Origin of the sequence: Sphingomonas suaedae (assembly GCF_007833215.1) — a bacterium.
Taxonomy (GTDB): domain Bacteria; phylum Pseudomonadota; class Alphaproteobacteria; order Sphingomonadales; family Sphingomonadaceae; genus Sphingomonas; species Sphingomonas suaedae.
Window position 1 is genome coordinate 1,309,156 of record NZ_CP042239.1, and the last position, 25,867, is coordinate 1,335,022.

23 protein-coding genes and 1 tRNA gene are annotated in these 25,867 nt (G+C 66.0%); 8 read left to right on the forward strand and 16 right to left on the reverse strand.

Going from position 1 to position 25,867, the window contains the following annotated elements; genetic code table 11:
- Nucleotides 1-5: 5 nt before the first annotated feature.
- The gene (locus FPZ54_RS06265) at nt 6-437 is read right to left on the reverse strand and encodes a MarR family winged helix-turn-helix transcriptional regulator (protein WP_239019737.1); all 432 of its coding nucleotides are present in this window, start codon (nt 435-437) and stop codon (nt 6-8) included.
- 121 nt (nt 438-558) lie between these two features.
- Here FPZ54_RS06265 and FPZ54_RS06270 point away from each other — a divergent pair, with 121 nt between their 5' ends.
- Entirely contained in the window at nt 559-1,542 is a 984-nt protein-coding gene (locus FPZ54_RS06270; protein ID WP_145845796.1) for an aldo/keto reductase, read from the forward strand.
- Nucleotides 1,543-1,561: 19 nt separating this feature from the next.
- Here the strand turns inward: FPZ54_RS06270 and FPZ54_RS06275 are convergent.
- Both FPZ54_RS06275 and FPZ54_RS06280 read right to left on the reverse strand, forming a co-directional pair.
- Nucleotides 1,562-1,636: transfer RNA gene (locus tag FPZ54_RS06275), tRNA-Gln, on the reverse strand.
- Nucleotides 1,637-1,729: 93 nt separating this feature from the next.
- Nucleotides 1,730-2,818: a branched-chain amino acid aminotransferase gene (locus tag FPZ54_RS06280; protein ID WP_145845798.1), complete on the reverse strand. Its 1,089-nt coding sequence runs from the start codon at nt 2,816-2,818 to the stop codon at nt 1,730-1,732.
- 58 nt (nt 2,819-2,876) lie between these two features.
- On the opposite strand from FPZ54_RS06280, the gene FPZ54_RS06285 reads away from it, so the two are divergent.
- Nucleotides 2,877-3,359 carry a MarR family winged helix-turn-helix transcriptional regulator gene (locus tag FPZ54_RS06285; protein WP_145845799.1) on the forward strand — a complete coding sequence of 161 codons (483 nt, stop codon included), beginning with the start codon at nt 2,877-2,879 and terminating at the stop codon, nt 3,357-3,359.
- A 36-nt stretch (nt 3,360-3,395) separates the two neighbouring features.
- Here FPZ54_RS06285 and FPZ54_RS06290 read toward each other — a convergent pair whose 3' ends face one another.
- The 10 genes from FPZ54_RS06290 to FPZ54_RS06335 all read right to left on the reverse strand — a co-directional run bounded on the left by FPZ54_RS06290 (nt 3,396) and on the right by FPZ54_RS06335 (nt 13,855).
- On the reverse strand, nt 3,396-4,037 hold the full coding sequence (locus FPZ54_RS06290) for a hemerythrin domain-containing protein (protein ID WP_239019738.1): 642 nt from the start codon (nt 4,035-4,037) through the stop codon (nt 3,396-3,398).
- A 50-nt stretch (nt 4,038-4,087) separates the two neighbouring features.
- The gene (gene proC, locus FPZ54_RS06295) at nt 4,088-4,894 is read right to left on the reverse strand and encodes a pyrroline-5-carboxylate reductase (protein WP_145845803.1); all 807 of its coding nucleotides are present in this window, start codon (nt 4,892-4,894) and stop codon (nt 4,088-4,090) included.
- A 114-nt stretch (nt 4,895-5,008) separates the two neighbouring features.
- Nucleotides 5,009-5,656 (reverse strand): glutathione S-transferase family protein, encoded by a 648-nt coding sequence (locus FPZ54_RS06300; protein WP_145845804.1) that lies wholly within the window; start codon nt 5,654-5,656, stop codon nt 5,009-5,011.
- A gap of 34 nt (nt 5,657-5,690) precedes the next feature.
- Nucleotides 5,691-6,602, reverse strand: a complete 912-nt coding sequence (locus tag FPZ54_RS06305) for a glycerophosphodiester phosphodiesterase family protein (RefSeq protein ID WP_145845806.1) — start codon at nt 6,600-6,602, stop codon at nt 5,691-5,693.
- Between the two features lie 43 nt (nt 6,603-6,645).
- Nucleotides 6,646-7,152, reverse strand: coding sequence for a type III secretion system chaperone family protein (locus FPZ54_RS06310; protein ID WP_145845807.1), 507 nt, complete (start codon nt 7,150-7,152; stop codon nt 6,646-6,648).
- Nucleotides 7,153-7,263: 111 nt separating this feature from the next.
- On the reverse strand, nt 7,264-7,575 hold the full coding sequence (locus FPZ54_RS06315; protein WP_145845809.1) for an accessory factor UbiK family protein: 312 nt from the start codon (nt 7,573-7,575) through the stop codon (nt 7,264-7,266).
- Nucleotides 7,576-7,585: 10 nt separating this feature from the next.
- Nucleotides 7,586-8,137, reverse strand: coding sequence for a TspO/MBR family protein (locus FPZ54_RS06320; RefSeq protein ID WP_145845811.1), 552 nt, complete (start codon nt 8,135-8,137; stop codon nt 7,586-7,588).
- A 38-nt stretch (nt 8,138-8,175) separates the two neighbouring features.
- Nucleotides 8,176-11,277 carry an efflux RND transporter permease subunit gene (locus FPZ54_RS06325; RefSeq protein WP_145845812.1) on the reverse strand — a complete coding sequence of 1,034 codons (3,102 nt, stop codon included), beginning with the start codon at nt 11,275-11,277 and terminating at the stop codon, nt 8,176-8,178.
- Complete coding sequence (locus FPZ54_RS06330) at nt 11,277-12,347, reverse strand: efflux RND transporter periplasmic adaptor subunit (protein ID WP_145845813.1); 1,071 nt, start codon at nt 12,345-12,347, stop codon at nt 11,277-11,279. The genes FPZ54_RS06325 and FPZ54_RS06330 overlap by 1 nt, the downstream gene beginning before the upstream one ends.
- Before the next feature lie 125 nt (nt 12,348-12,472).
- On the reverse strand, nt 12,473-13,855 hold the full coding sequence (locus FPZ54_RS06335) for a helix-turn-helix domain-containing protein (RefSeq protein ID WP_145845815.1): 1,383 nt from the start codon (nt 13,853-13,855) through the stop codon (nt 12,473-12,475).
- A gap of 178 nt (nt 13,856-14,033) precedes the next feature.
- Here FPZ54_RS06335 and FPZ54_RS19750 point away from each other — a divergent pair, with 178 nt between their 5' ends.
- The 3 genes from FPZ54_RS19750 to FPZ54_RS06345 all read left to right on the forward strand — a co-directional run bounded on the left by FPZ54_RS19750 (nt 14,034) and on the right by FPZ54_RS06345 (nt 16,268).
- Nucleotides 14,034-14,192, forward strand: a complete 159-nt coding sequence (locus FPZ54_RS19750) for a hypothetical protein (RefSeq protein WP_186456931.1) — start codon at nt 14,034-14,036, stop codon at nt 14,190-14,192.
- A gap of 125 nt (nt 14,193-14,317) precedes the next feature.
- Nucleotides 14,318-15,463, forward strand: coding sequence for an acyl-CoA dehydrogenase family protein (locus tag FPZ54_RS06340; protein WP_145845816.1), 1,146 nt, complete (start codon nt 14,318-14,320; stop codon nt 15,461-15,463).
- Between the two features lie 16 nt (nt 15,464-15,479).
- Nucleotides 15,480-16,268: an SDR family oxidoreductase gene (locus FPZ54_RS06345; RefSeq protein WP_145845818.1), complete on the forward strand. Its 789-nt coding sequence runs from the start codon at nt 15,480-15,482 to the stop codon at nt 16,266-16,268.
- Here FPZ54_RS06345 and FPZ54_RS06350 read toward each other — a convergent pair.
- The gene (locus FPZ54_RS06350) at nt 16,265-17,338 is read right to left on the reverse strand and encodes an AI-2E family transporter (RefSeq protein ID WP_145845820.1); all 1,074 of its coding nucleotides are present in this window, start codon (nt 17,336-17,338) and stop codon (nt 16,265-16,267) included. The genes FPZ54_RS06345 and FPZ54_RS06350 overlap by 4 nt on opposite strands.
- Before the next feature lie 185 nt (nt 17,339-17,523).
- On the opposite strand from FPZ54_RS06350, the gene FPZ54_RS06355 reads away from it, so the two are divergent.
- Nucleotides 17,524-18,630, forward strand: a complete 1,107-nt coding sequence (locus FPZ54_RS06355; RefSeq protein ID WP_145845822.1) for a lactonase family protein — start codon at nt 17,524-17,526, stop codon at nt 18,628-18,630.
- A gap of 47 nt (nt 18,631-18,677) precedes the next feature.
- On the opposite strand, the gene FPZ54_RS06360 is transcribed toward FPZ54_RS06355, so the two are convergent.
- Together FPZ54_RS06360 and FPZ54_RS06365 are read right to left on the reverse strand one after the other, a co-directional pair.
- On the reverse strand, nt 18,678-20,588 hold the full coding sequence (locus tag FPZ54_RS06360) for a CocE/NonD family hydrolase (RefSeq protein WP_145845824.1): 1,911 nt from the start codon (nt 20,586-20,588) through the stop codon (nt 18,678-18,680).
- A 47-nt stretch (nt 20,589-20,635) separates the two neighbouring features.
- Nucleotides 20,636-22,894, reverse strand: a complete 2,259-nt coding sequence (locus FPZ54_RS06365; RefSeq protein WP_145845825.1) for an NADP-dependent malic enzyme — start codon at nt 22,892-22,894, stop codon at nt 20,636-20,638.
- A gap of 234 nt (nt 22,895-23,128) precedes the next feature.
- On the opposite strand from FPZ54_RS06365, the gene mutS reads away from it, so the two are divergent.
- Together mutS and FPZ54_RS19755 are read left to right on the forward strand one after the other, a co-directional pair.
- On the forward strand, nt 23,129-25,705 hold the full coding sequence (mutS, locus tag FPZ54_RS06370; RefSeq protein ID WP_145849611.1) for a DNA mismatch repair protein MutS: 2,577 nt from the start codon (nt 23,129-23,131) through the stop codon (nt 25,703-25,705).
- The gene (locus tag FPZ54_RS19755) at nt 25,705-25,863 is read left to right on the forward strand and encodes a hypothetical protein (protein ID WP_186456932.1); all 159 of its coding nucleotides are present in this window, start codon (nt 25,705-25,707) and stop codon (nt 25,861-25,863) included. The genes mutS and FPZ54_RS19755 overlap by 1 nt, the downstream gene beginning before the upstream one ends.
- Nucleotides 25,864-25,867: the final 4 nt, after the last annotated feature.

Genomic DNA, 25,867 nt, shown 5'->3' on the forward strand with positions numbered 1-25,867 from the left:
CGATCCTAGGCGATCGCCGGGTCGCGCCGCTCGATCCGGGACAAAAGGTCGAGCAGCATCGCCCGTTCCTCATCGCTGAACCCCGCGAGCATCTGCTGCTCATGCGCCTCGATCTTGGCGAGGCAATCGGTCAGCATCGCCCGCCCGCTATCGGTGATGGTCAGCGAAAAGGCGCGGCGATCGGCCGGATCGACCACGCGCGCGATCAGCTTCATATCGACCAGTTCGTTGATGAGCGACACCATGTTCGCGCGCTTGATACCCAGCACCCGTCCGACCGCGCCCTGGTTGATGCCCGGACTGCCCGACACCACGGCCAAGATGCCGACCAGAACCTGACGCATCCCGGTTCCGTCCATGGCGTTGGCGAAATCGGCGGCGAACGCCCCGAAGGCACGCCTCAGATGATAACCGACCAGCGGGCCGAGCGGACCCACATTCTCCTGTTCCCCTGCCATGGTTCAGCGAGAGCACGATTTCAGCGACTTCGTCAATGCGGCAAGGGTTGAAGCGCCTGCATCAGCGCTTCAAGGAGAGGGCTCGATACATGGAGGCAATATGAAGCGTCGTCTGGGAAGTTCGAGTGTCAATCCCGTCGGGCTGGGTTGCATGTCGCTCAGCCACGCCTATGGCGCCCCGCCCGCGCGTGCGGACGCGGTGCGGCTGCTCAATCAGGCGCTCGATCTCGGCTATGACCATCTCGACACCGCGTCGCTCTATGGCGGCGGCGCCAACGAAACGTTGATCGGCGAAGCCATCGCCCACCGCCGCAATGCCTTTTTCCTCGCATCCAAATGCGGCATGTCGATCGTCGATGGGAAGCGCGTGATCGACGGCCGCCCCGAAACGCTGCGCGCGCAGATCGACATCAGCCTGGAGCGCCTGCGCACCGACCGCGTCGATCTCTATTATCTCCACCGCTGGGACAAGTCGGTGCCGATCGAGGAGTCCGTCGGCGAGCTCGCGCGGATGGTCGAGGCGGGCAAGGTGCGGGCGATCGGCCTCAGCGAAGTCTCCGCCGCCACGCTGCGTCGCGCCCATGCCGTGCATCCGATCGCTGCGGTCCAGAATGAATATTCGCTCTGGTCGCGCAATGCCGAGCTCGGCATCCTCGACGCAACGCGCGAACTGGGCGCGACGCTGGTCGCTTTCTCCCCGGTTGGGCGCGGCTTTCTCGCCGGCGGCGTGGCTTCGCCCGACAGCCTGCTGGAGAAAGATATCCGCCGGTCGATGCCGCGCTTTCAGCCGAAGAATTTCGCCCGCAATCTCGAGTTGTTCGCACAGTTAAAGACCATAGCGGCGACACTCGAAGTCACCCCGGCCCAGCTTTGCCTGCAATGGCTGTTCGCGCGCGGCGAGCATGTCGTCGCGATCCCCGGAACCACCTCCCCGGAGCATCTGGCGGAAAATATCGGCACCCCGACGGCCCCGCTTTCCGATAGCGTGGTGGAACAGCTGGACCGCCTGTTCGATCCCGGCGCAATCGCCGGCCCCCGCTATCCCGCCGCGACGCAGGCCGAGATCGATACCGAGGAGTTTTGAGGGTCGGCGATCATCGCGATGGCTGGGGCGGCTGGATTCGAACCAGCGCATGGCGGTACCAAAAACCGCTGCCTTACCGCTTGGCTACGCCCCAACAGTCGCGGAAGCGACGCCCTTAGAGTGCCGCGCCGCATGTGAAAAGAGGGTTTAGTGGATCCCGCCGCTACGCGGGCCTGTGCCGCCGCACTCAACCAAACCGATGCACCCAGCCATGCGGATCGGGCGCCTCGCCGCGCTGGATCGCGGTCAGCCGTGCCTTCAGCGCTTCGGTGATCTGCCCCGGCCCGCCGCTGCCGATGGTGAACGCGCCGTCGCGGCTCTTCACCGTGCCGACCGGCGTCACCACCGCCGCGGTACCGCAGGCGAAGGTCTCGACCAGTCTGCCGCTCTTGGCATCGGCCTCCCACTGGTCGATCGCATAGGCTTGCTCGCGCACGGTGATCCCCTGCTCCCGGGCGAGCGAGATGATCGACTCGCGCGTAATCCCGGGCAGGATCGTGCCGGTCAGCGGCGGGGTGACGATGCTGCCATCGTCGAACACGAAGAACAGGTTCATGCCGCCCAGTTCCTCGACCCAGCGGCGCTCGGCCGCGTCGAGGAACACGACCTGGTCGCATCCTTCCCTGATCGCCTCCGCCTGTGCGACCAGGCTGGCGGCATAGTTTCCGCCGCACTTGGCGGCACCGGTGCCGCCCGGCGCGGCACGCGTATAGTGATCGGACACCCAGATCGTCACCGCCTTTGCCCCGCCCTTGAAATAGGCGCCGGCGGGCGATGCGATGACGAGGTAGAGATATTCGCTGGCCGGCTTCACGCCCAGGAACACCTCGCTCGCGAACATGAACGGGCGCAGATACAGCGATCCGCCTTCCAGGTCGGGGATCCAGTTCGCATCGGCCTTTACCAGCGCTTCGATCGATCCGATGAACAGGTCGTCGGGCAGTTCGGGCATCGCCATACGCTGTGCGGACTCGCGAAAGCGGCGGGCATTCTCTTCGGGCCGAAACAGCGCAATGCCGCCATCGGCGAGTCGATACGCCTTCAGCCCCTCGAAAATCTCTTGCGCATAATGCAGCACGGCGGTGGCGGGATCGAGCATCAGCGGCCCGCGCGCGGTGATCTTCGCGTCGTGCCAGCCTTTCGCATCAGACCAGCGGATCATCGCCATATGATCGGTGAACAGCTTGCCGAAACCGGGGTCGGCCAACAGACGTGTGCGCTCGTTCGCCGCGACAGGAGCCGGGTTGGCTTCAACGTAAAACGTCGGACTGCTCACATCAATCTCCTGAATCTATCGTTGCGCACGCCTAAGGCCGATGGCAAAACAGGTCAACATGGCTGTCCCAACTGCGTCCCCGCTGTTCCTGCGCGAAGCCGAAATCCGGCGCGGCGTGGAGCTGCTCTATTTCGGCTACAGCCATCTGACGCGCTCGATCGACGAGGGGCTGGCGGCGCAGGGTCTCGGCCGGGCGCATCACCGGTCGCTCTATTTCATCGCGCGTCAGCCCGACATTACGGTGGGCGAGCTGATCGCGCTGCTCGCGATCACCAAACAGTCGCTGGGCCGGGTGCTGGGCGATCTCGCCGAACGCGGGCTGATCGAGACACGCCCGGGCCGCGAGGATCGCCGCCAGCGCCTGTTGCGATTGACGCCGGAGGGCGCAAGGCTGGAGGCCGAACTGTTCGACGCGCTGCGCGACAAGATGGCGGCGGCGTACAGCTCCGCCGGTCAGGGCGCGGTTGGTGGCTTCTGGGCCGTGCTCGAAGGGCTGGTTCCCGAGGCGGAACGCAAGCGCATCTCCGATCTCGGTAAATGAAAAGGCCCTCTCCGCGCAGGAGAGGGCCGATCGGCTTCAGGCGACCTTGAACCCTTCCTTGTTCATCGCCTTGGTCAGCGTGGCGTTCTTCTCGTCGGACAGGCTGGCGCGCAGCTGCGGGAACAGCCGCTCCTCCTCGTCCGCCATATGCTCTTCCAGTTCAGCGCGCAGTTTCGCGATCGTCGCCAGGAATTGCGGGCTCGCGGCGGGCATGTTTTCCAGCTCGTAGAGATGCTGCTTCACATAGCCATGCTCCTTGTTGAGCTCATCGGCCGCCTCGACCTTCCCCGCTTCGCGCAGCGCTGGATAGATCACATTCTCTTCCTCGATCGCATGCTTGGCGAGCGCGTGCTTGAGCTGCATCAACAGCATCTTGCGCCGCGCCGTCGCGCTGTCGTCGGTCGCCTGGATCGTGTCGAGCAGCTTGAGCGTCGCCTGATGCTCGGCGATCAGACCGTCCATCCAGTCGCCGGCGAGCACGGTCGGCGACTGGACCGCCGCCTTGCGCCCCAGCATCGCCAATACGCCCAGTGCCGCCCCGGCTGCCGTGGCGCCCGCAATCTTGCCGAAGCTGCCGCCCCAGCCACCTTCTTCCTTGAACCGGCCCTTGCTATCGCGGGGCTGATTGTCTGCTTGCGTCGCTCTGCTCTGTGCCTTGGTCGCCATCATCGCCTCCATGAAAGGAATATCTGGCGCGACAACGTTCGGGCGAGGCAGGGCGTTCCCGCTCAGCGACGCGCGGCGGCTGCCGCCATTTCGATGTTGTGGCGCGCAGACGCGGCAAGCGTTTCGGTCAGCAGCCGCACAAGTGCATCCCCATCATCCAGAACATCCAGTCCCTTGCGCGTCGATCCGCCGGGGCTGGCCACCTGATTGGCCAACGCTGCGGGCGAGTCCCCTGCCCCGGCTGCGAGAAGCGCTCCACCCTCGACCGTCGCGCGCGCCAGCCGCAACGCCTGGTCCGCCGGAATGCCGATCGCCGCGCCCGCCGCCGCCAGCGCATCAATGAAGCGATAGACGAAGGCAGGCCCGCTCCCCGCCAGCGCGGTCACCGCGTCGAAGCGATCGGCATCGACCCATTCGACAAGGCCGAGCGGCGCCATCAGCGTCTGCGCGGCGGCGCGGGCGGCGGCATCCGCGCTGTCGGACTGCAGCGCCACAACGCCCTTGCCGATTTCCACCGGCAGGTTGGGCATCGCCCGCACGATCGCCCGCGCATCGAACCGTGCGGCCAGCGCCGCCTCCTCGACGCCCGCCAGAATCGAGACGAGCAACGGTACGCCTGCAATCCGCGTCGCGACCTGTCCGGCAATCCCGTCCAGTTGCTGTGGCTTCACCCCCAGCATCACTGCGTCGGGCAAAGCCCCCTCGGGCAGCGCCCGCCCCTGCGTCGCACCCTCGGGCAGGTCCTGCTCCCGGCGATTGAGCACGAACACATCCGCCCCGCGCACCGCCCCCGCCGCGATCCACCGCCGCAGCATTGCGCCGGCCATAGTGCCGCAGCCGATCAGCCAGAGGGTTTTCGGGGCCGTCATCACGCTTACGCTCCGTTCGTCATCGCTCGACGGGTTTCGACCCGCATGTCGTCCCACGAAGAAGAAGCCGGGCCGACGGTCAAGTCCGAAACACTCCGCTCGGTTGCGCGCAGGTCAGGCTCCGCGTGCCTCGAACACCGCCCGCTGGGCCTCGAAGGCACGCTGGAACGCCGGCCGGGCCTCGGCCCTGGCAATATAGGCCGCCACGCTGGGATGCGCCTCGAGCAGTCCCGATCCGCTTAACCGACGCATGACATCCACGACCATCAGATCGCCTGCGCTGAACGCTCCATCCAGCCACTCCGAACCGCCCAGATGTGCCGCCAGTTCGTCCAGCCGCCGGTGGATCCGCTCGTCGAGCATCGGCATACGCTCGGCGAACCAGGGCTTGTCCCGCTCCAACATCGCCGCCATCGATCGCTCGACGATTGGCGGCTCGATCGTACTCACCGCCGCGAACATCCAGCTCAGCGCGCGGGCGCGCGCCGCCGTGCCGACAGGTAACAGGCCGGGGTGCCGCTGGGCGAGATGCAGGATGATCGCCCCGGTCTCGAACACCGCCACGTCATCGACTTCGAGCGTCGGAATCTGGCCGAAGGGCTGCAATTCGCGATGCCCAGGTTCCTTCAGTGCCGCAAAGGAAAGCAGCCGCACTTGATAGGCCTGCCCCAGCTCTTCGAGCGCCCAGCGAACGCGAAAATCGCGTGCCAACCCTCTACCGCGGTCGGGAGCGCTCGCGAATGCGGTGATGATCGGATCCATTGTCGTGCAGTCACTATGGCCTTCGGCCGGAGGATCAGTACAGGAAATCGGTATAGACCCCCGTCACGCCCCAGTCAGCCAAGATTCTCGCGCGCTCCGGATCGTTGACGGTATGCACGTAAAGCGGCACCTGACGCCGCCGGAATAATGCGATGGCCGCCGGGGACGCGCGCGCATCGTGAATCGTCACCGCAACGCCATTTGCGCGCGCGAATTCGGCGACCTCCTGTAGCGGAATTCCGATGTCGCGATACAAGGTATAGATGACCCGCCCAAAGCCCAGGCGACGCACTGCGGCGAGTTCGCCCCGGGAATAGATTTGCGGAATGATCTGTTCCTGGCGAATGCCCAGCGCAAGGAGCGTCCGCAGCGTCGTCAGATTGTCTCCCTTCGCATCGGTCACGATCGACACCGCCGGATGCGCCTTTAGCCATGCCGCCAGATGGGCCGCATCCAGCGGGGTCAGCCCGCCTCGCATCCGCTCCGCTATGAACTCGGAATGGCTTGGCGCGGCGACCCCTATGAGCGGGCGCAGGAACAACCCCGGCAACGATGCCGGATGGAGTTCGCGATAGGTCTCGTCCCAGTCATGGGCGGCAATCAGGTGGCCGTCACGCGTCTCGTGAAGATCGATCTCGATCGCGCGATGCCCGCGTGCGACCGCGAGATCGAGCGCCTCAACTGAATTGCTGTAGGTTGCGACCGGGAGCCCGGCGCCGGCATGGCTGATCAGATCGATTGGCAGGTTCAGATCGACAGCCTGTCCACCCAGAGTGAGCGAAGGGCGTTCGATCCACCATTGAAACAGCGCGAGAAGGCCGAACAGGAGCAGCAACGAAAATGCAAGCCACTGCTTCCGCCAGCGGCGGCGAGTGACCTCTCCGTGAACCGTTTCGCCTCCCGGTCCCGGTGCTTCGTCGTGACGATCCTGAGCGGCGCTGGTCATGGGACCCCAGCTAACCGCTCGCTTTTAAGAACGCGTTAGAGTCCTAAGCCTCGCCCTGCGTCTCGATCAGCGCTGCGGCGATCGCCTCGCGCGGAGTCTTGCCGCCCCACAGCACGAACTGGAACACCGGGTAGAAGCGCTCGCATTCGTCGATCGCGCTTTCGACCAGCAATTCGGTATGCTGCAGCGTGATCGATCCGCCATCCTCGCCCGGGATCATCGCCGCGTGGCGATAGAGCAGGATTCCGCTCGACGACCAGAGCTCGAAATGGCCGACCCACAACTGTTCGTTGACCAGCGCGATCGTCTCGTAAATGTCGCTGCGCCGCTCGTCCGCGACGCGCACGTCGGGGAAGGCGAGGAACTGGAGCACGCCATCATCCTCGCGCCAGATCGCGCGCAACTCATATTCGGTCCAGCTGCCCTTGACGCGCGCGACGACCTCATCGTCCTCGCGCGTATGGCTCCAGCCATGCGCCGCGTAATAGCTTTCCAGCATGTCGATCGGCGCGGCATCGTCGTCGCGCTCATATTCGCTCTCGTCGAGCATTCCGGTCGTCCTCCGCCCGGCCCTTGCCTGGCGCATGGGTGCCAAGCGACGCCGCAGCGCACAAGCCGCTTAACGTTAATGCGGTCGAAATAGATGTGGAAAAAGCGCGATTCAGGTGCCCGGAGCACTCTTTTTCGGCTTTGTCGCCTTCGCAGCTGCGGGCTGAGCGGGGACCGCCCCGGCGAGCTTCGCCTCCAGCGCCTCGATCCGCGTGCGCAGCGCGTCATTCTCGTCGCGCGCCGCAGCAGCCATCGCCTTCACCGCCTCGAACTCGTCCCGCGCGACGAAATCCATCCCGCCGACAAAGGTCTTGAACCGCTCGCGCGCCGCCGCCTCGCCCTCACGGGCCATGCCCGCCATGGTGCCGGCCGCGCCGTTCAGAACCTTTACGAAATCGTCGAAAATGCGGTTGTCGCTCTGCATGTTGTGCTCCTCAGATACTCATCTGGGGCGCCGACTGCGCCGGGACAAGGGTCTCCGCATTGGGATTGAGCTGGTCGATCTGATAGCAGAGATATCCCGCGAAGCAGAGCCAGGCGAGATAAGGCAGCATCAGGATCGCCGCGCCGGTGCGGATCCGCCCGAACGCAATGGTCGTCGCGAGAGCCAGCACCAGGATCACGCCGATCAGCACGAACGCCCAGAACACCTGATGCGCGCCGAAGAACAGCGGCGACCAGACGAGGTTCGCGGCCATCTGCACCGCGAACAGCACCAGCGCCGGGCCGCGCAGCTTCGATCCGCGCGCGTTGATGATCATCGCCAGCGCCAGGCCCATCAGGACATAGATCGTCGTCCACGCCACCGGAAACGCCCAGTCGGGCGGGGTCAGCTCGGGCTTCTCCAGCATCTGGTACCAGACATTCTCGGACCCGGTCGGCGCAATGCGTGCCGAGGTGAAGCCAAGCAACAGGATGAACGGAACGGTCACCACCGCCCATCTCAGGAACGCCAACCGCAACTGCCCCTTGGACGCAATTTCCATCGCCGCTCCTCAATCCGTTTCCGGCCCGTTTCCGGCGGTCACTCCGCCGGTTGCGGCGCCCCCATGGCCGCTTCGAGTTCGCGGCTCACCGCTTGGGGCGAACCGGTCCACTTGGCAAGCCTACTATACAGGATCGGGATCAGGAACAATGTGATGAACGTCGCCAGCATCACCCCGAACACGATCACCACGCCGATCGCCGAGCGCGCGCCCGCCCCCGCCCCGCTCGCCAGCATCAGCGGCACCGCGCCCGCCGCCGTCGCGATCGACGTCATCAGGATCGCGCGCAGGCGGCGGGCGGAGGCGATGCGGATCGCCTCGGCAATGCTCTTCCCCTCGTCGCGCAGCTGATTGGCGAATTCGACGATCAGGATGCCGTTCTTCGCCGCGAGCCCGACGAGCATGACGATACCGATCTGACTGTAGAGGTTGAGCGTCTTGCCGAAAAAGAACAGGCCGAGCAGCCCGCCCGCCACCGCCAGCGGCACGGTCATGATGATTACGCCGGGATGGACGAAGCTCTCGAACTGCGCCGCCAGGATCAGATACACGACCAGGATCGTCAGGCCGAAGACCAGCAGGATCGACCCGCCGGTTTCCTTGAACGCCTGGCTCTCGCCGCGATAGCCCACCGCCACGACTTCGGGCGCCTGCGCCGCCTGTTCCTCGAGGAAGGTCAGCGCCTCGCCCAGCGAATAGCCCGGCGCGATCCCGCCAGACAGCGTGATCGCGCGCAGCTTGTTGTAGCGGCCGAGGTCGCGCGGGCCGGACGCCTCGCGCGTCGTCACCAGGTTCGACAGCGGGATCAGCGATCCGTCGCGCGCGCGGACATGGATCTGGGCGAGGTTCGCGAGCGTCGAGCGCCCGTCATCGTCCGCCTGCACGATCACGCGATATTCCTCGCCCCGATCGACATAGGTGGAGACGCGGCGTGAGCCCAACAGCGTCTGCAACGCCTGACTCACATCATCCACCGACACGCCCAGATCGCCCGCGCGCGTCGTATCGACATCGATGCGAAGCTGCGGCTTGGTTTCCTTGTAATCGGAATCGAGGTTGATGATCCCCGGATTATCCGCCGCCGCCGCGAGGATACGGTCACGCGCGGCGACCAGCCCCTCATAGGTCGGCCCCGCCAGCACGAAATTGATCGGCTGTCCGCGTCCGCGCGACAGTGCTGACCGCACCTGCGCATTGCCGCGCACCGCAGGTTCGTCGGCAAGGATGCGGTTGACCTGCGCGGCGATGTCCTGCGTCGTCGCCTCGCGCTCCTCCCATGGCTTGAGAAAGAAGATGAACAATCCGCTGTTGAAATCGTCGCCGCCGCCGAAATTGCCCGGCGCGCGGGTGATGATCGTCCGCACCACGCCCTCGTCCAGCAGCGGGAGCAGCTTGCTCTCGGTCGACGCGATATAGCGTTCCATCTGTTCGTAGCTGGTGCCTTCGGGCGCGCTGATCGTGACCTGCGCGATGCCCTGATCCTCGGCGGGAACGAGTTCGGCCTGAAGCGTCGCAAAACTCGCGCCCGCAGCAGTCAGGAATGCGAGCACGCCGATCAGCGGGATCAGCGGCTTGTCGATCGCCTTGCTCAGCCAGCGCGCGTAAAAATTTTCGAGCCGCTGGAACCTGTCGTCGATCCATCCGGTGAAGCGCCCGCGCTCCTGCTTGCGCAGCATCTTCGAGCACAGCATCGGCGTCAGGCTGAGCGCGAGGAAGCCGGAAAAGGCGATCGCACCGATCATCGCGACGGCGAGTTCGCGGAACAGCAGCCCCGTCTGTCCGGCAAGGAAGCAGATCGGCACGAACACCGCGCACACCACCATCGTGGTCGACATGACCGCAAATCCAACCTGCCGCGTCCCCTGGAACGCGGCAACAAGCGGGGTCTCGCCTTCCTCGATCCGGTGATAGACATTTTCGAGCACCACGATCGCGTCGTCGACGACGAGGCCGATCGCCAGCACCAGCGCGAGCAGCGTCAGCAGGTTGATCGAAAAGCCGGCAAGCCACAGCACGGCGAACGCGCCGAGCAGACAGATCGGCACCGTCACCGCGGGAATCAGCGTCGCGCGCCACGAGCCGAGGAACAGGAAGATCACCAGCACCACCAGTACCGCCGCCTCGGCCAGCGTCTGCCACACCTTCTCGATTGCCCGGTCGATGAACAGCGAATCATCCGATCCGACCTCGATCGTCATGCCATCGGGCAACTGATCGGCCATTTCGGCAGCGACCTGCTTGGCGCGCGCAGCGACCTCCAGAGTGTTGGCGCCCGATTGCCGCACGATGCCCAGCGCGACGCCGGACTCACCATTGGTACGGAAGGAATTATAGGGGTTTTCCGCGCCGGTCTCGACCCGCGCCACATCGCCCAGCCGCACCAGATAGCCGTCGGACCCGCGCCCCACCACCAGATTGCGGAAGCTCTCGGGGCTCGCAAAGGGGCGATCGACGCGCAACGTGCGGTTCTGCTGCTGTGATTCAAGCCGCCCGGCGGGCAGTTCGACATTCTGCGAGCGCAGCGCGGTTTCGACATCCGCCGGAGTAAGCTGCAACGCCGCCAGCTTGGTCGCATCCAGCCACACCCGCATCGACGGTCGCGAATCGCCGCCGATGAACACGCGCGCCACACCGTCCAATGTGCTGAACCGGTCGACCAGATTGCGGTCGACATAATCGGACAGCTGCAGGTTGGACCAGCCGGGGCGGGAGATCACAAGGAACAGGATCGGCGACGCATCGGCGTCGACCTTGCGCACTTCGGGCGCGATCGCTTCCTCGGGCAGATCCTCGACCACGCTGCCCACCCGGTCGCGTACATCGTTCGCCGCCGCGTCGATGTCGCGTCCGGGGCGGAATTCGATCGAGATATCCGAGACGCCGTCGCGCGAGCGCGAGGTGATCGTCTGGATGCCCTCGATGCCCGACAGCGCCTCCTCGATCGGCTGGGTGATCCGCGCCTCGATCACTGTCGCTGCGGCGCCGGTATAGGCGGTCTCGACCGAGACGATTGGGGGATCGGTGTCCGGATATTCGCGTACCGACAGGCTCAGAAACCCGACCACGCCAACGATCGTCAGCAGGATCGCCATCACCGCCGCAAAGACGGGCCGGCGGACGGAAACATCCGAAAGCAGCATCAGCCCGCCTTGCCGCCGGTCTTGGCCGCGGCCTTGGGCGTCGCGTTGCCGGAGCCGCCGGTGCGGATCTCCTGACCATCGGCGATCTTGACCACGCCCTCGGTCACCACCCGCGTCCCCGGGGCCAGCCCATCGACGATCTCGACCATGCCGTTCTGGCGCAGTCCGGTGCGGACCTGCACGCGCTTCGCCTTGCCGTCCTGCGCGGTGAAGACAAAGCTGCGCTCGCCCTCACCCACGACCGCCAGTTCGGGAACGGCGAGCGAGGTGCGCGCCTCCGCTTCGATCGCGACCGTCAGCAACATGCCGGGTTTCAGCTTGCGGTCGCCATTGGCGAGTATCGCCCGCACCGTTGCTGCGCGCGTTTGTGGGTTCAGCACCGGATCGATCGTCGCGATGGTGCCGCGGAACGGCTGATCGGGATAAGCGGCGGCGGTGGCGACGATTGCCTGCCCCGGCTTGATCTGACCGAGCAGCGTCTCCGGCACCGCAAAGTCGAGCTTGATCCGGCTGACATCGCTGACCGTCGCGATCTCGGTTCCGGCGCTCACCACCGCGCCTGCGGAAATATTGCGCAGCGATACCCAGCCGCCGAACGGGGCGCGGATCACCCGGTCGCCGATCGACGCGCGCGCCTCGGCCGCCTGGCCGGTTGCCTGGCTCGCGAGCGCCTGTTGCGCATCGACAGCACTGCGGGTGGCAAAGCCCCGCTCGCGCAGCTGCTCCAGCCGATCGAGCTGTTGCTGCGCCTCGCGCGCGCGGGCATTGGCCTGGGCGAGCTGCGCGCTCTCCTGCCCCTGCGCGAGCACCGCGATCACCTGCCCCTTGCTGACATAGGCGCCATCCTCGAAATTGAGGCGCAGAATGCGCTCGGTGACGGGCGCGGTCAGAGTCACCTGCTCGTTCGCCCGCGCGGTGCCCACCGCGTCGATCCGTTCGACGAAACGGGTCGGCTGCACCGCCGCCAGCGTGACGAGCGGCGCCTCGCGGCCCTTTTTCTGCGCGGCATCGCCGCCGCCGCACGCCGCAAGCATCACGGCCGAAACCGCCAAAGTGAAAATCATTCGCATGTGGATCAACGCGCTACGGATACCCGGGGGAAAGGACAAGCATTCCAACCAATTTGTCGCAAAAGTGTGTCAAACGATGTTGCAAGCGCGAAGAAACCCTTGGTTTCCGAAAACATGCTTGCGCTTCAGTCTCCTGCAAAACCGAAAGGCGAAACCCCCGCCTCGCGCTCGTTGATCAGCATCGCGCGACCGGTCGGCGGCGCGCTGCGCTGCGGGCATTCGCGGGTGCAGGCGCGGCAGCCCAGACCCACCGGAATCGCCTCCCCCCCGAAATCGAGGCCGCGCGCCGCTGCCAGCCCGGTCGCGGCCTGCGCCGCCAGCCCCAGCGTGACGACAAAGCGCGCCCGCACTGCGCCCGCCCAGCCACCCGGCGGCGCGACGCAGCGCGAACTGGTGAACCAGCGTGACCCGTCCTCCAGTTCGACCAGCTGCACGATCCGCTCGTCGGGCCGCGCGAACGCCGCATAGGCATCGAGCAACGGACAGGGCACTGCGGATTCGACCAATGGCGACCCGCTCGCCCCGGCAAAGCGCTTCGATACCTGCCCCGCTCGATCGACCCGCAGCATGAAGAACGGCAGCCCCCGCGCGCCCACCCGCTGGAGCGTCGTCAGGCGATGCGCCACCTGTTCCGCGCTCGCGCCAAAGCGGCGGCGCAGCAGTTCCAGGTCATAGCCCGTCGCCTCGCACGCGCGCAGGAAGCGGGCATAGGGCATCATCACCGCCGCAGCGAAATAGCCTGACAGGTGACGGCGATAGAGCCGCTCCGCCACGCGGTCGGCAAAACCCGCCCCGCGCACCAGCGCCTCGATCTCGCCGCGCGCCTCGCTAGCAAGCTGGCGGGCGAGCGCGAATACGCGGCTCGGCGGATCGAGTGCCTCGGACAGCTGCAATTGCCGGGCATGGAGGTCCAGCCGCACGCGAAGCCCCGACAGCACCTCGATCGGCAGCACCCGGATCGCCAGCTGATGTTTGACGCGCAGCCGCTCGGCCATCGCACCGAACGGGTCGCTCGATGCGATGCGCAGTTCGTCCGCGAGCGTCTCGGCCGCCGCGTCCAGATCGGCGAAATGGTTGCGCCACCGCTCCACTTCGCGCCGCACGGCCGTGCCGGGGTCCTCGCCCTCCCCCGCCGCCGCGACGCCACCGGTCCCGATCCGGTCATAGGCGCGCGCGAACGCCTCCGCCCCGCCGGGCGCGCCCGCCAGCCATTCGGTCAGTTCGGTCCGGTCGATCTCGATATCGGCGAACAGCGGATCAGCCAGCCGTCGCCGCATCGCCTCCTCGCCTCCGCCCGGCTCTCCGGCGGACAGGCTGCGCGGGTCGAAGTCGAACGTTTCGGCCAGCGCCAGCATCAACGTCGCCGACAAGGGCCGCTGGTTGCGCTCGACCAGGTTGAGATAGCTCGCCGAAATGCCCAGCATCTCGGCCATCGCCGCCTGGGTCAGCCCCTGCCCGCGCCGCAACCGCCGCACAGCATGTCCCGCGAACAATTTGCGCTCCGCCATGTCCTACAGCCCTCGTTCCCGATATGTGCGAACTATTCGTTGTGTCAATTATTTACATACCATCCAACGCGCTGTCACCCGTGATCTACACCATGACCAGGCTGACAACGGATCAAAATTGTCAGGATCGCTATTCGAGAGTCATACAGAATGCACGATGATTTACAGGAGCAAGCCCATGAAGACCCCCGAACCCGCGACCGCCCGCCCGGTCTTCTCGACCGCCGACTTCGCCCTGCTCAAGGAGGCGGTTGCCGATTACACCCGCAAGATCGCCGACGATCCCCGGTCGGTTCAGTTCGCCAACCTCTATCACCGCCTCGGCCGCCTCGGCTGACGCGGTCCCGCCTTCCTGGGGAGGAACGATGCCCGCCGGACCGGTTCCGGCGGGCATTTGCGTCCGTCATTTCACGCTGCTAATCCCTCGATTCGAAAACAGGGTATGGAGCAGGATCGCCAGATATGAGCATCGACGCCGAGACGTTCGACGCATTGATCGACATGGTACGCCGCTTCGTCGCCGAACGGCTGCGCCCGCTCGAGGCGGAGGTCGAGGAGGCCGACGCGATCCCGCAGCATATCGTCGACGAAATGAAGGCAATGGGCTTGTTCGGTCTGTCGATCGCCGAGGACTATGGCGGGCTTGGCCTGACGATGGTTGAGGAATGTCGCGTCGCGCTCGAACTCGGGCGCACCACCCCGGCCTTCCGCTCGACCTTCGGCACTAATGTCGGAATCGGCAGCCAGGGCCTGGTCATGGCCGGGACCCCCGAGCAAAAGGCAGAGTGGCTGCCGAAAATCGCGAGCGGCGAGATCGTCACCAGCTTTGCGCTGACCGAACCCGATGTTGGCAGCGACAGCGGCGCGGTAAAGACCCGCGCAGTGCGTGATGGCGACGTCTATCGCCTCTCCGGTACCAAACGCTACATCACCAACGCCGACAAGGCGTCACTGTTCACCGTTATGGCCCGCACCGGCGACGAACCCGGCGCGCGCGGCGTCTCCGCCTTCCTCGTCCCCCGCGGCCTGCCCGGCGTCACCATCGGGGAACCCGAGAAGAAAATGGGGCAAAAGGGCGCGAAGGTCGCCGACGTCAACTTCGACGATGTCCCCGTCCCCGCCGCCAATCGGCTGGGCGCAGAGGGCGAAGGCTTCAAGATCGCGATGCGCGTCCTCGACCGCGGCCGCCTACACATCAGCGCGGTCAGCGTAGGTGTCGCCGAACGCCTCATCGCCGACTGCGTCGCCTATGCCAGCGAGCGCAAGCAATTCGGCAAACCGATCGCCGAGCATCAACTGATCCAGGCGATGATCGCCGACAGCAAGACCGAGGCGCTGGCCGCCCGCGCGCTGGTACTCGAAACCGCCGCCGCGAAAGATGCCGGCAAGGATGTCGTGATGGAAAGCGCTGCGGCGAAGTTGTTCGCCACCGAAATGGTCGGCCGCGTCGCCGACCGCGCGGTGCAGATTTTCGGCGGCGCAGGCTATATCGCCGATTACGGGATCGAGCGGCTCTACCGCGACGTCCGCCTGTTCCGCATCTACGAAGGCACCAGCGAGATCCAGAAGCTGATTATCGCGAGAGAAACGTTGAAGCGCGGCGGCTGAGCAAAGGGAGATTGAGATGGACACCAGCAAATTCTTCGACCTCACCGGCAAGACCGCCCTCGTCACCGGCGGCAGCCGCGGCATCGGCAAGATGATCGCCGAAGGCTTCATCGCCCAGGGCGCCAAGGTCTATATCTCCTCGCGCAAGGCTCCGGCCTGTGAGGAGACCGCAGCCGAACTCGGCCCGAACTGCATCCCCCTCCCGATGGACGTGTCGACCGTCGAGGGGTGCAAGGCACTCGCCGCCGCCATGGCCGAGCGGGAGGACCATCTCGACATCCTCGTCAACAATGCCGGTGCGGCCTGGGGCGTCGAGTTCACCGAATTCCCCGAGAGCGGCTGGGACAAGGTCATGGACCTCAACGTCAAATCGCCCTTCTTCCTGACGCAGGCGCTGCACGATTTGCTCAAGGCGCGGGCGAGCCATGAAGCGCCGTCAAAAGTGATCAACATCACCTCGATCGACGGGCTGCGGCTCAATCCCTGGGAAACCTACAGCTATCACGCATCGAAAGCGGCGCTGATCTACCTCACCAAGCGGATGGCCGCGCGGCTGATCCGCGACGGGATCATCGTCACCAGCCTTGCCCCCGGCGCCTTTGCCAGCGAGATGAACCGCGCCGCCCGCGACCACGGGGACGAAGTGGCCAAGCGCATCCCCATGCGCCGCATCGGCACGCCGGAGGACATGGCCGGTGCCGCGATCTTCCTCGCCAGCCGCGCGAGCGACTATGTCGTTGGCGACACGCTGGTGGTCGATGGCGGGCTGGTCAACGCGTCGCTTGGGATCAGCATCGACGCTTAGCTGGCGTCCTCGACCTGGCCAGCGATCTGGATGTCCTTGCCCAGCAGGGTGCGGACATAGATGCGCTGCACCAGAACGTAGATCACGACGGTCAGCGGGGCGGCAAGAAGAACGCCGAGAAAGCCGAACAGCAGCCCCGCCGCGACCACCGCGAACAGCAGGATCGCAGGAGGTACGTCGACCGCCTGCTTCTGGATCATCGGCTGCAGGAAATTGCCCTGAATCTGCTGAATGACCAGGAACAGCACGACAGTCCACAACGCGGTGATCGGAGATACTGTGAAGGCGAGCAGGACCGCAGGTACCCCGGCGATGATCGGGCCGATCATCGGAATCACATCGAGCAGCCCCGCGATCAGGCCCAGCCCGCCTGACGCCGGCACGCCGAGCAACGCAAGCCCCGCCCAGGTAAAGGCCGCGACCACCAGCGACGAGACCGCCTGTCCGACCATCCAGCCGCGCAGGCCCCGCGACGCATCGTCCAGCGCCGCCGCGATGGTCGGCTCGGCACGGCGGGGCATCAGCAGCAACAGCCCGCGGCGATACACCGCCGGATCGCTGGCAAGGAAGATCGCGGCCACGAACACCAGGACGAGGTTGGCGATTCCGTTGGTCGCCGTCAGGACATAGCCGCCGGCCTGGCTGGCGAGGCGCGACACGTCGCTGCTCCCCTGCTCGACCATGTCGCGTACCGACTCGCTCAATCCCGCGCGTTCCAGAAAGGCCCGGACCTGATCGATCGCCGGCGGAATGCTCTCCCGGATCGTGTCGAACTCCCCGGCAAGTTGCGAGCCGAACAACGTGAACGCACCGCCGAACACCCCGAGGATCAGGAGGACGGAGATTCCCAGCGCCGGGCCGCGTCCGATACCGGTCCACCGGCCGACCGCCTGAGTGATCACACCGAAAATCGCCGCCAATACCAGCGATGCGAAGACCAGCATGAGAAAGCCAGACAGTTCGAGCAGCATCCAGGCAAAGCCGATGATCGCGAGGATCGTGACGGTGATCGTGGCAACCCGCCCGACGGTCGGAAAGGCGCTGCTAGTCGGGTCGGAGGGGGTCGTCATGCGGTGAGGTCTCCAGGCACTGCGCGCGGGTCGTGGCAACGGGCGTACGCCCTGCTTCCGTGACCCTACCGCGCAACGCGTCGCGTCGCCAGCGGGTCCGTGAGCAGCCCGCCATGCGTTGCCGAGGGTCGATATGCGCCATCAGCGCCGTTGACGGGGCGCTCGCGGACCGCTTTCAAGCGGCTATGACTTTTCCCCCGCTCGCCCCGTCCCGCCGTAGCTTTCTCGCTGGCACGCTCGCCCTCGCCAGCAGCCCGGCGATGGCCGTGACCCGCGAGACCGATCGCCTGATTGCCGGCACCTATGCCAGCGGCAAGGGACCGGGACTGGTTCCAATGATCGCCACTTCCGATGGTTGGGCGGCAGGAACTCCAATAGGCGCGATCCGCAACACTTCGTTCGGCGTGGCATCGCAAGACGGGCGGGTGCGCTATCTGCTCGACGAGCAAAAGGAAGGCGCGCTCGGCATCTATGATCGGGAGATGAAGGCGCTCGGCACTTTTCCGACGCTCGGCGCGGACCCATGCCATGCCGCGCTCAGCCCCGACGGCGACGCACTCGCCGTGGCCAATTATTCAAGTGGCAGCATCACCCTGTGGCGCCTTGATCGCAGGACTGGGCTGCCGATCGGCGAAGCGCAGACGATCCTCCACTCGGGCAGCGGTCCCAACCAGCCCCGGCAAGGCGAGCCGCACGCCCATTGGGTTGGGTTCGCTCAGGGTGGGCGATTGCTGCACGCGGTCGATCTCGGCGCGGATGCGGTGTTCGCCCATCGCGTCGATCTTGCATCGCGGCGCGTCACGGCGAGCATGGTCGCCTATCGCGCCACGCCCGGGTCGGGGCCGCGCCACCTCGCCTGGCACCCGCGCCTCCCGGTCGCCTATCTGCTGGCCGAACTGGCGAATACGGTCACCGTCCTGAGCGCAAATCCAGACGGCGGCTTTATGGCGGGCGAGACCCTCTCAACCCTGCCCGCCGGGTTCGACGATGCCTCGTCCGGCGCCCATATCGCGGTCAACCGCGCAGGAACGCGACTCTATCTGTCCAACCGCGGACATGACAGCATCGCGGTGTTCGCGATTGCGCGCGACGGCGACCTGACACTGCTCCAGCATGTCCATTGCGGCGGGCACTGGCCGCGCCTGTTCTTGCTGCGCGAAGATCGCCGGGAAATACTCGTCGCCAACGAGCGATCGGGGAATGTCGCGGTCCTGCGCATCCTGTCCGACGGCCGGCTCGGCGATCCGGCGCGCGGGGTCGCGATACCGGGCGTCGTCTTCCTGTCCGAGTGAGAGGCGCGCGCCGCGCGACCGATCGCGTTGCCGGCGCCAAACAGTCGCTACTGGACGACCGCCACCGCGATCGCCGATGCCTGACCCGGCCGGTGATAGATGCGGTGGGTCTGCTTGCGGAAATCCGTCGCCTTGGCGCGCAGGATGTTCGGCACATAGGTTTGCGGGTTGCGGCCGATCAGCGGGAACCAGCTGCTCTGCACCTGCACCCCGATCCGATGCCCCTTCGCAAAACGATGCGATGCGGAATGCAGGTCGATGCGATAGTCCAGCACCGCGTTCGGCCTGATCGCCTCAGGGCGTTCGTAGCTCTTGCGAAACCGCCCGCGGAACACGTCGTTGGCGATCATCCGCTGCCGCCCGCGCAATTCCGCCGGCACGCGCTCCCCGGTCGGATAGATATCGACCAGTTTCACCACCCAGTCGGCATCCGATCCGGTGGTGCTGGCGAACAACGTCGCCGCGACATCGCCCGATATGGTGACGTCCTGCGTCAGCGGATCGCTTTGCCAGAACAGCACGTCCTTGCGCCGGGTAAAGGGTGCCTGGTCGTCGGCCAGCCAGGTCGACCAGGTCGATCCCTCCGCCATGAACGGTTTGATCGACGCGCGATCGCGATACGGCACGGGGTCGGCCGGATCGGAGACGAAGCTGTCGGCCGCCGCCTCGCCCCCTCGCGGCGGCTCAAACGACAGCTTTCCGCCGGCGCGCAGATAGAGGTTGCGCACAGTCGTGCTGCGCCGCGTCGGCCAGCTGTCGAGCCGCTGCCAGCGATTGCTGCCGGTCTGGAAGATCAGCGCTTCGGGCTGGTTCAGCGTCCCCTGCCCCTTGAGCCAGTAGCGGAACCAGGGAAGCTCGACTTCCTTGCGGAACCAGTTGCCCGTCGCATCGCCCAGGTCGAACGGTCCATAGGACTTGCCCGCGCTGCGCCAGCCGCCATGATTCCACGGTCCGACGACGAGATAGTTCAGCCCCTTGGCGTCGCCCTTTTCCTGCTCCTTATAGATCGACAGCGGCCCGTAGAAATCCTCCTGATCATACCATCCGGCGACGATCAGGTTGGGCGTGGCCACGGTGGCGGGCATGTTATTCGTGGTCCGCTGCGCCTTCCAATAGGCGTCATAGCTCGGGTGCTTCACGAAATTCTGCCAGCTTGGCATGGTGGACCCGAGATGCTGCTGGTCCAGCGTGGCCAGATCCTGCTGCTTCAGATACCAGGCAAAGGCATCCTTCTCGCCGCCGAAATCGAACCGCTTCATCGTCCGACCGTCGGTTTCCAGCGCGCTGACCCAGCTCCACGCATAGTCCAGCCGGAACGCGCCATTGTGGAGGAAGTCGTCGCCGATGAACATGTCGTTGGGCGACGCCTGCGACGACACCGCCTTCAGCGCGGGGTGCGGCCCGATCGTCGCCTGCGCCGCGGTCCAGCCGCCATAGGATACGCCGATCACCCCGGCCTTGCCGTTGTTGGCGGGCAGGTTCTTCACCAGCCAGTCGATCGTATCATAGGTGTCGGTGGACTCGTCCACGCCACGCTTGTCCGGATTGCTGGGGCGCAGATTGACGAACGTCCCCTCCGATCCCAGACGCCCGCGAATGTCCTGAAGGACGAAGATGAACCGATCGTCCGCCAGCTCCTTGTAGGATGCGGTCAGCATGTTGGTGACCTGCGCCTTGCCGAACCCATAGGGCGAGCGGCTCAGCAGGATCGGCAGCGGCGTATCGATCGTCTTCGGCCGCCACACCTGCACGTGCAGCTTCATGCCGTCGCGCATCGGGATCATCACGTCCTCGCCGACATAATCGCCGATCGTGGCACCGGCCGGAACCTGATCGGTCAGATCGACGGCCTGTGTCACCGGCGGCGTGCTGCGCGCGACGACCGACCCGCCCATCGTGACCGCCAGCGCGATCGCCGCGAGGATGTTCAAATTGTCGCGCGCCAGTCGCTTCAGCATCTGAACATCCCCATTTTCATTGGCTTGCTGCCGGATCGTTTAAATCGTTATCGCGCAATCCCCCCGGCAGCCAGCACCGCCAGCGTCACCAGGTCGCCGGCACTACTGGTCATCGGCGCAACCTGCACCGGCTTTTCCATGCCGACCAGCATCGGACCGATCATGCTGTCGCCACCCAGTTCGCGCAGCAGCTTTGCCGAGATATGCGCGGACTGGAGGCCCGGCATGATCAGGATGTTGGCGGGACCGGAGAGGCGGGCAAAGGGATAGTTGGCAAGCTGGCGCGGATTGAGCGCGACATCGGGTGCCATTTCGCCTTCATACTCGAAGCCCACGCCGCGTGCGTCGAGCACCTTCACCGCATCCCGGATATTCTCGAGGAACGCGCCCTTGGGATTGCCGAAGGTCGAGTAGCTCAGGAACGCGACGCGCGGCTCATGGCCCATGCGCCGGGCTACCTGCGCGGTCTGCTCGGCAATGTCGGCCAGTTCCTCGGCGCTGGGCCGTTCGTTCACCGTGGTGTCCGCGATGAACACCGTGTGCGACTGGCCGACCATGATGTGCACGCCGAACGCGGTACGCCCCTCGCTGACGTCGATCACGCGGCGCACCTCGCGCATCGTTTGCGAATAGGTGCGCGTGACGCCGGTGATCATCGCATCGCCCTCGCCCAGCTGCAGCAACAGCGAGCCGAAGATGTTGCGATCCTGATTGACCATTCGCTCGCAATCGCGGCGCAGATAGCCGCGGCGCTGGAGCCGCTGGTATAGGAAATCGACCATCGCCGGGACCAGCGGCGAGTTGCGGCTATTGTGCAGTTCGAAACTGTCGGGATCGCTGACGCCCAGCGCACGCAGCCGCTCCGGCACGTCGTCGCGACCGACCAGCACCGGCGTGCCGTATCCACCGTCGCGGAATGCGATGGCGGCGCGCAGCACGACTTCCTCTTCGCCCTCGGCGAAAATCACCCGCTTCGGATGCGCGCGGGCGCCTTCATAGGCGAGGGTCAGCACCGACGTGGTCGGGTTGAGGCGACCGCGCAGCTGGTGGCGATATGCCGCCATGTCGAGGATCGGCTTGGTCGCGACTCCCGAATCCATCGCCGCCTTGGCGACGGCCATCGACACGACTTCCATCAGGCGCGGGTCGAACGGCGCGGGAATGATATATTCGGGACCGAAACTGTGCGCCTTGCCATAGGCGAGCGCTACTTCCTCGGGCACCTGCTCGCGCGCCAGTTCGGCGATCGCCTGGGCTGCGGCGATCTTCATCTCTTCGTTCACCGCGGTCGCGCGCACGTCGAGCGCGCCGCGGAATATGAACGGGAAGCCGAGCACGTTGTTTACCTGATTGGGATAGTCCGACCGGCCGGTCGCAACGATCGCGTCGGGACGCACGCCCTTTGCAAGTTCGGGCCGGATCTCGGGCTCGGGATTGGCCATCGCGAAGATGATCGGTGCGGGGGCCATGTCCTTGACCATCTCGGGCTTGAGCGCGCCGGCGGCGGAGAGGCCCAGGAAGATGTCGGCGCCGACCAGCGCTTCGGTCAGCGTCGTACGGTCGGTGGCAACCGCGTGCGCCGACTGCCATTGGTTCACGCCCTCGCGATCCGGGGTGATCACGCCCTTGCGGTCGCACATCAAGACATTGTCGTGCCGCACGCCCATGGCCTTGATCAGCTCGGTGCAGGCGATCGCCGCCGCGCCCGCGCCATTCACCACCACCTTGATGTCGGCAAGGCTGCGGCCGGTCAGCAGACAGGCGTTGATAAGGCCGGCGGCGGTGATGATTGCGGTGCCGTGCTGGTCGTCATGGAAGACGGGAATGTTCATCCGCTCGCGCAGCGTCTGCTCGATGATGAAGCATTCCGGCGCCTTGATATCCTCAAGGTTGATGCCGCCGAAGCTGGGCTCCATCAGCTCGACCGCATCGATGAAGCGATCGACATCCTCGGTCTTCAGCTCGAGATCGATCGAATCGACGTCGGCAAACCGCTTGAAGAGCACCGCCTTGCCCTCCATCACCGGCTTGGACGCCAACGCACCCAGATTGCCCATCCCCAGAATGGCAGTCCCGTTCGAGATGACCGCCACAAGATTGCCCTTGGCGGTATAATCATAGGCAGTGGCGGGATCGTCGGCGATCGCCTGCACCGGCACCGCGACCCCGGGCGAATAGGCAAGCGCCAGGTCGCGCTGCGTCGTCAGCGGTTTGGACGCGATGATCTCGATTTTGCCGGGGCGCCCCTCCGAGTGGAATAGCAATGCCTCGCGCTCGGAAAACTGGACGTTGGACTCTTCGCTCATTCTTCTCTCCCGGTCGCCCCCTTTAGGGTCGAGCGCGCGCATTTTGCAACGCGCGTCGACGGTGACGCCCACGATCGCGTTTCGACCATTGCCCGCCGGCTCGCGCATGGATTGTGCGAAGTCTCACACAGTCCGTTCATCCACACGAATCATTTGGGCGACGACGCTCCGCCCATTGTCGCATGTCGGATGGTGAGCTACCCGGCGGCAATGGCCGACGCCGCTCCCACCCCGATGATGGCGCAGTACCTCGCCCTCAAGGCGGAGGCGCAGGATTGCCTGCTCTTCTACCGCATGGGCGACTTCTTCGAATTGTTCTTCGATGATGCGAAGATCGCGAGCGCCGTGCTGGACATCGCGCTGACGGCGCGGGGCGAACATGCGGGCGAGAAAATCCCGATGTGCGGCGTTCCCGCGCATTCCGCGGAGGGATATCTGGCACGGCTCATCAAGGCGGGACATCGCGTCGCCATCGCCGAACAGACCGAGACGCCCGAACAGGCAAAGAAGCGCGGCGGATCCAAGGCGTTGGTCGCGCGCGCGATCATTCGCGTCGTCACTGCCGGGACGCTGACCGAGGAGGCGCTGCTCGACAGCCGCGCCGCCAATTGGTGCGTCGCGATCGGCGAGGCGGGTGGTGAAGTCGCGGTGGCGGCCGCAGACATCTCCACCGGGCGGTTCGAGATTCTCGAGTGCAGCGCCGACGCGCTGGGCGCCGCCATCGCGCGGCTCAATCCGGCTGAAGTGGTGACCGCCGAACAGGGCGAGGCGGCAATGCTGGCGACCACGGCGCGCCCGCGCGGCGAGTTCGACAGCGCGCGCGGCGAAGCCCGGCTGAAGCAGCAATTCGGCGTGGCGACGCTCGACGGCTTCGGGTCGTTCAGTCGCGCCGCGCTCTCGGCGGCAGGTGGATTGCTCGCCTATCTCGAGCATACCGCCAAGGGATCGCTTCCGTTCCTGCGCCCGCCGCGCATCACCCGGTCCGACGCCTGTATGGCGATCGATGCCGCGACGCGCGAGAGCCTGGAGCTGACGCAAGGTCAGTCTGGCACGCGCAGGGGAAGTCTGCTCGACGCTGTGGACCGCACCGTCACCGGCGGCGGTGCCCGGCTGTTGGGACAGGATATCGCCGCCCCGCTGATGGATCGCGACGCGATCGATGCGCGGCTCGATCTGGTGCAGCATTTCCATGACGAGCCCGGGCTGCGGGACGAAATTCGCAGCGTTTTGCGCGCGCTGCCCGATATCGGTCGGGCGCTGGGGCGCATCGCCGCTGGCCGGGGATCGCCACGCGATCTGGGCCAGCTGCGTGACGGGCTGGACGGCGCCTGGCGGCTGGGCGAGCGGCTCGACGGAATCGCGACGCCGCCAGCGCTGTTGGCCGACCTGATCCCCCAGATGCGCGGCCATGGGGCGCTGATCGACCTGCTCCAGCGTGCACTGGTCCCCTCCCCGCCCATCGATGCCAATGGCGGCGGGTATATCGCCGAGGGCTATGACGCCGCACTCGACGATTTGCGGGACGCAGGCGCGGGCGGACGGAGGGCCATTGCGGCGCTTGAGGCCGATTATCGGGGGCGCACAGGGGTGAGCGCGCTCAAGATCAAACATAATGGCGTGCTCGGCTATCATATCGAGGTTGCGGCGAAACATGCCGACGATCTCATGCGCCCCGAAAGCGGCTTTACCCACCGCCAGACACTCGCGGGGGTGGTCCGCTTCAACGCGCCCGAGCTTCACGAAGTTGCGCTCAAGGTCACCCAGGCAGGCGCCCATGCGCTTGCGGCCGAGGCTGCGCATCTCGAAGACCTCACCGCCGCGGCACTCGACCGCCGGGAAGCGATCGCTGCGACCGCAGACGCGCTCGCCCGGCTCGATGTCGCGGCGGGGCTGGCGGAGCGCGCGGCGGAAGGCGGATGGGCGCGACCGGCGCTGGTCGATCACCCCTGTTTCGAGATCGAGGGTGGACGGCATCCGGTGGTCGAAACCGCGCTGGCGAAGAGCGGCGAACGGTTCGTCGCAAACGACTGCATCCTGTCCGAAGCCAACCGGCTTTGGCTGGTCACCGGGCCGAATATGGGCGGCAAATCGACCTTTCTGCGCCAGAACGCGCTGATCGCCGTACTAGCACAGGCTGGCGCCTATGTCCCCGCAACGCGAGCAAAGTTGGGACTGGTCGACCGGCTCTTCAGCCGCGTCGGCGCGTCGGACAATCTCGCGCGCGGCCGCTCTACCTTCATGGTGGAGATGGTCGAAACCGCCGCGATCCTGGCGCAGGCGACGCCGCGCAGCTTCGTCATTCTGGACGAGGTCGGACGCGGCACCTCGACCTATGACGGCCTCGCCATCGCCTGGGCGGTGGTCGAAGCCATTCACGAGGATAATCGCTGCCGCTGCCTGTTCGCGACCCATTATCACGAGCTGACGCGGCTGGCGGAGCGCTGCGAGGCGCTGTCGCTCCACCATGTGCGGGCGCGCGAGTGGAAGGGCGATCTGGTCCTGCTGCACGAGGTGGCGGAAGGACCGGCCGATCGTAGCTATGGCCTTGCCGTCGCGCGGTTAGCGGGGCTGCCCCCCGTTACGATCGCGCGGGCCAAGGCGGTGCTCGCCAAGCTGGAAGCCGGGCGGGAGAAGACGGGCGGGATCGCCGCAGGATTGGACGATCTGCCGCTGTTCGCAGCGATGGAGGCCGTAGCGGAAGAGCCCGTCGATACATTGCGCGCCGAACTCTCTTCGCTCGATATCGACGCGATGAGTCCGCGCGAGGCGCTCGACGCGCTGTATCGGCTCAAGACATTGGTGGACGAGTGATGCGGGAATCAGGGTTCGTAGGGCTGATCCAGGTCGTCTTTCGCTGCGCCCAGGCCGGGTTCGGCTCAACCCGGGCATGGGCGGTGGTGGCGACCATGCTGCTGCTCGTCGCGCTTCCCGTCGCATTGGTCGCAGGGTTGATCTGGCTGCTCGTCTGAACCT

Bases quoted from the DNA above. Each gene is read 5' to 3' on its own strand.
- FPZ54_RS06270 (WP_145845796.1), top strand. From the start codon at position 559: ATGAAGCGTCGTCTGGGAAGTTCGAGTGTCAATCCCGTCGGGCTGGGT.
- FPZ54_RS06285 (WP_145845799.1), top strand. From the start codon at position 2,877: ATGGCTGTCCCAACTGCGTCCCCGCTGTTCCTGCGCGAAGCCGAAATC.
- FPZ54_RS06290 (WP_239019738.1), bottom strand. From the start codon at position 4,037: ATGGAGGCGATGATGGCGACCAAGGCACAGAGCAGAGCGACGCAAGCA.
- proC (WP_145845803.1), bottom strand. From the start codon at position 4,894: ATGACGGCCCCGAAAACCCTCTGGCTGATCGGCTGCGGCACTATGGCC.
- FPZ54_RS06300 (WP_145845804.1), bottom strand. From the start codon at position 5,656: ATGGATCCGATCATCACCGCATTCGCGAGCGCTCCCGACCGCGGTAGA.
- FPZ54_RS06305 (WP_145845806.1), bottom strand. From the start codon at position 6,602: ATGACCAGCGCCGCTCAGGATCGTCACGACGAAGCACCGGGACCGGGA.
- FPZ54_RS06310 (WP_145845807.1), bottom strand. From the start codon at position 7,152: ATGCTCGACGAGAGCGAATATGAGCGCGACGACGATGCCGCGCCGATC.
- FPZ54_RS06315 (WP_145845809.1), bottom strand. From the start codon at position 7,575: ATGCAGAGCGACAACCGCATTTTCGACGATTTCGTAAAGGTTCTGAAC.
- FPZ54_RS06320 (WP_145845811.1), bottom strand. From the start codon at position 8,137: ATGGAAATTGCGTCCAAGGGGCAGTTGCGGTTGGCGTTCCTGAGATGG.
- FPZ54_RS06325 (WP_145845812.1), bottom strand. From the start codon at position 11,277: ATGCTGCTTTCGGATGTTTCCGTCCGCCGGCCCGTCTTTGCGGCGGTG.
- FPZ54_RS06330 (WP_145845813.1), bottom strand. From the start codon at position 12,347: ATGCGAATGATTTTCACTTTGGCGGTTTCGGCCGTGATGCTTGCGGCG.
- FPZ54_RS06335 (WP_145845815.1), bottom strand. From the start codon at position 13,855: ATGGCGGAGCGCAAATTGTTCGCGGGACATGCTGTGCGGCGGTTGCGG.
- FPZ54_RS19750 (WP_186456931.1), top strand. From the start codon at position 14,034: ATGAAGACCCCCGAACCCGCGACCGCCCGCCCGGTCTTCTCGACCGCC.
- FPZ54_RS06340 (WP_145845816.1), top strand. From the start codon at position 14,318: ATGAGCATCGACGCCGAGACGTTCGACGCATTGATCGACATGGTACGC.
- FPZ54_RS06345 (WP_145845818.1), top strand. From the start codon at position 15,480: ATGGACACCAGCAAATTCTTCGACCTCACCGGCAAGACCGCCCTCGTC.
- FPZ54_RS06350 (WP_145845820.1), bottom strand. From the start codon at position 17,338: ATGACGACCCCCTCCGACCCGACTAGCAGCGCCTTTCCGACCGTCGGG.
- FPZ54_RS06355 (WP_145845822.1), top strand. From the start codon at position 17,524: ATGACTTTTCCCCCGCTCGCCCCGTCCCGCCGTAGCTTTCTCGCTGGC.
- FPZ54_RS06360 (WP_145845824.1), bottom strand. From the start codon at position 20,588: ATGCTGAAGCGACTGGCGCGCGACAATTTGAACATCCTCGCGGCGATC.
- FPZ54_RS06365 (WP_145845825.1), bottom strand. From the start codon at position 22,894: ATGAGCGAAGAGTCCAACGTCCAGTTTTCCGAGCGCGAGGCATTGCTA.
- mutS (WP_145849611.1), top strand. From the start codon at position 23,129: ATGATGGCGCAGTACCTCGCCCTCAAGGCGGAGGCGCAGGATTGCCTG.
- FPZ54_RS19755 (WP_186456932.1), top strand. From the start codon at position 25,705: ATGCGGGAATCAGGGTTCGTAGGGCTGATCCAGGTCGTCTTTCGCTGC.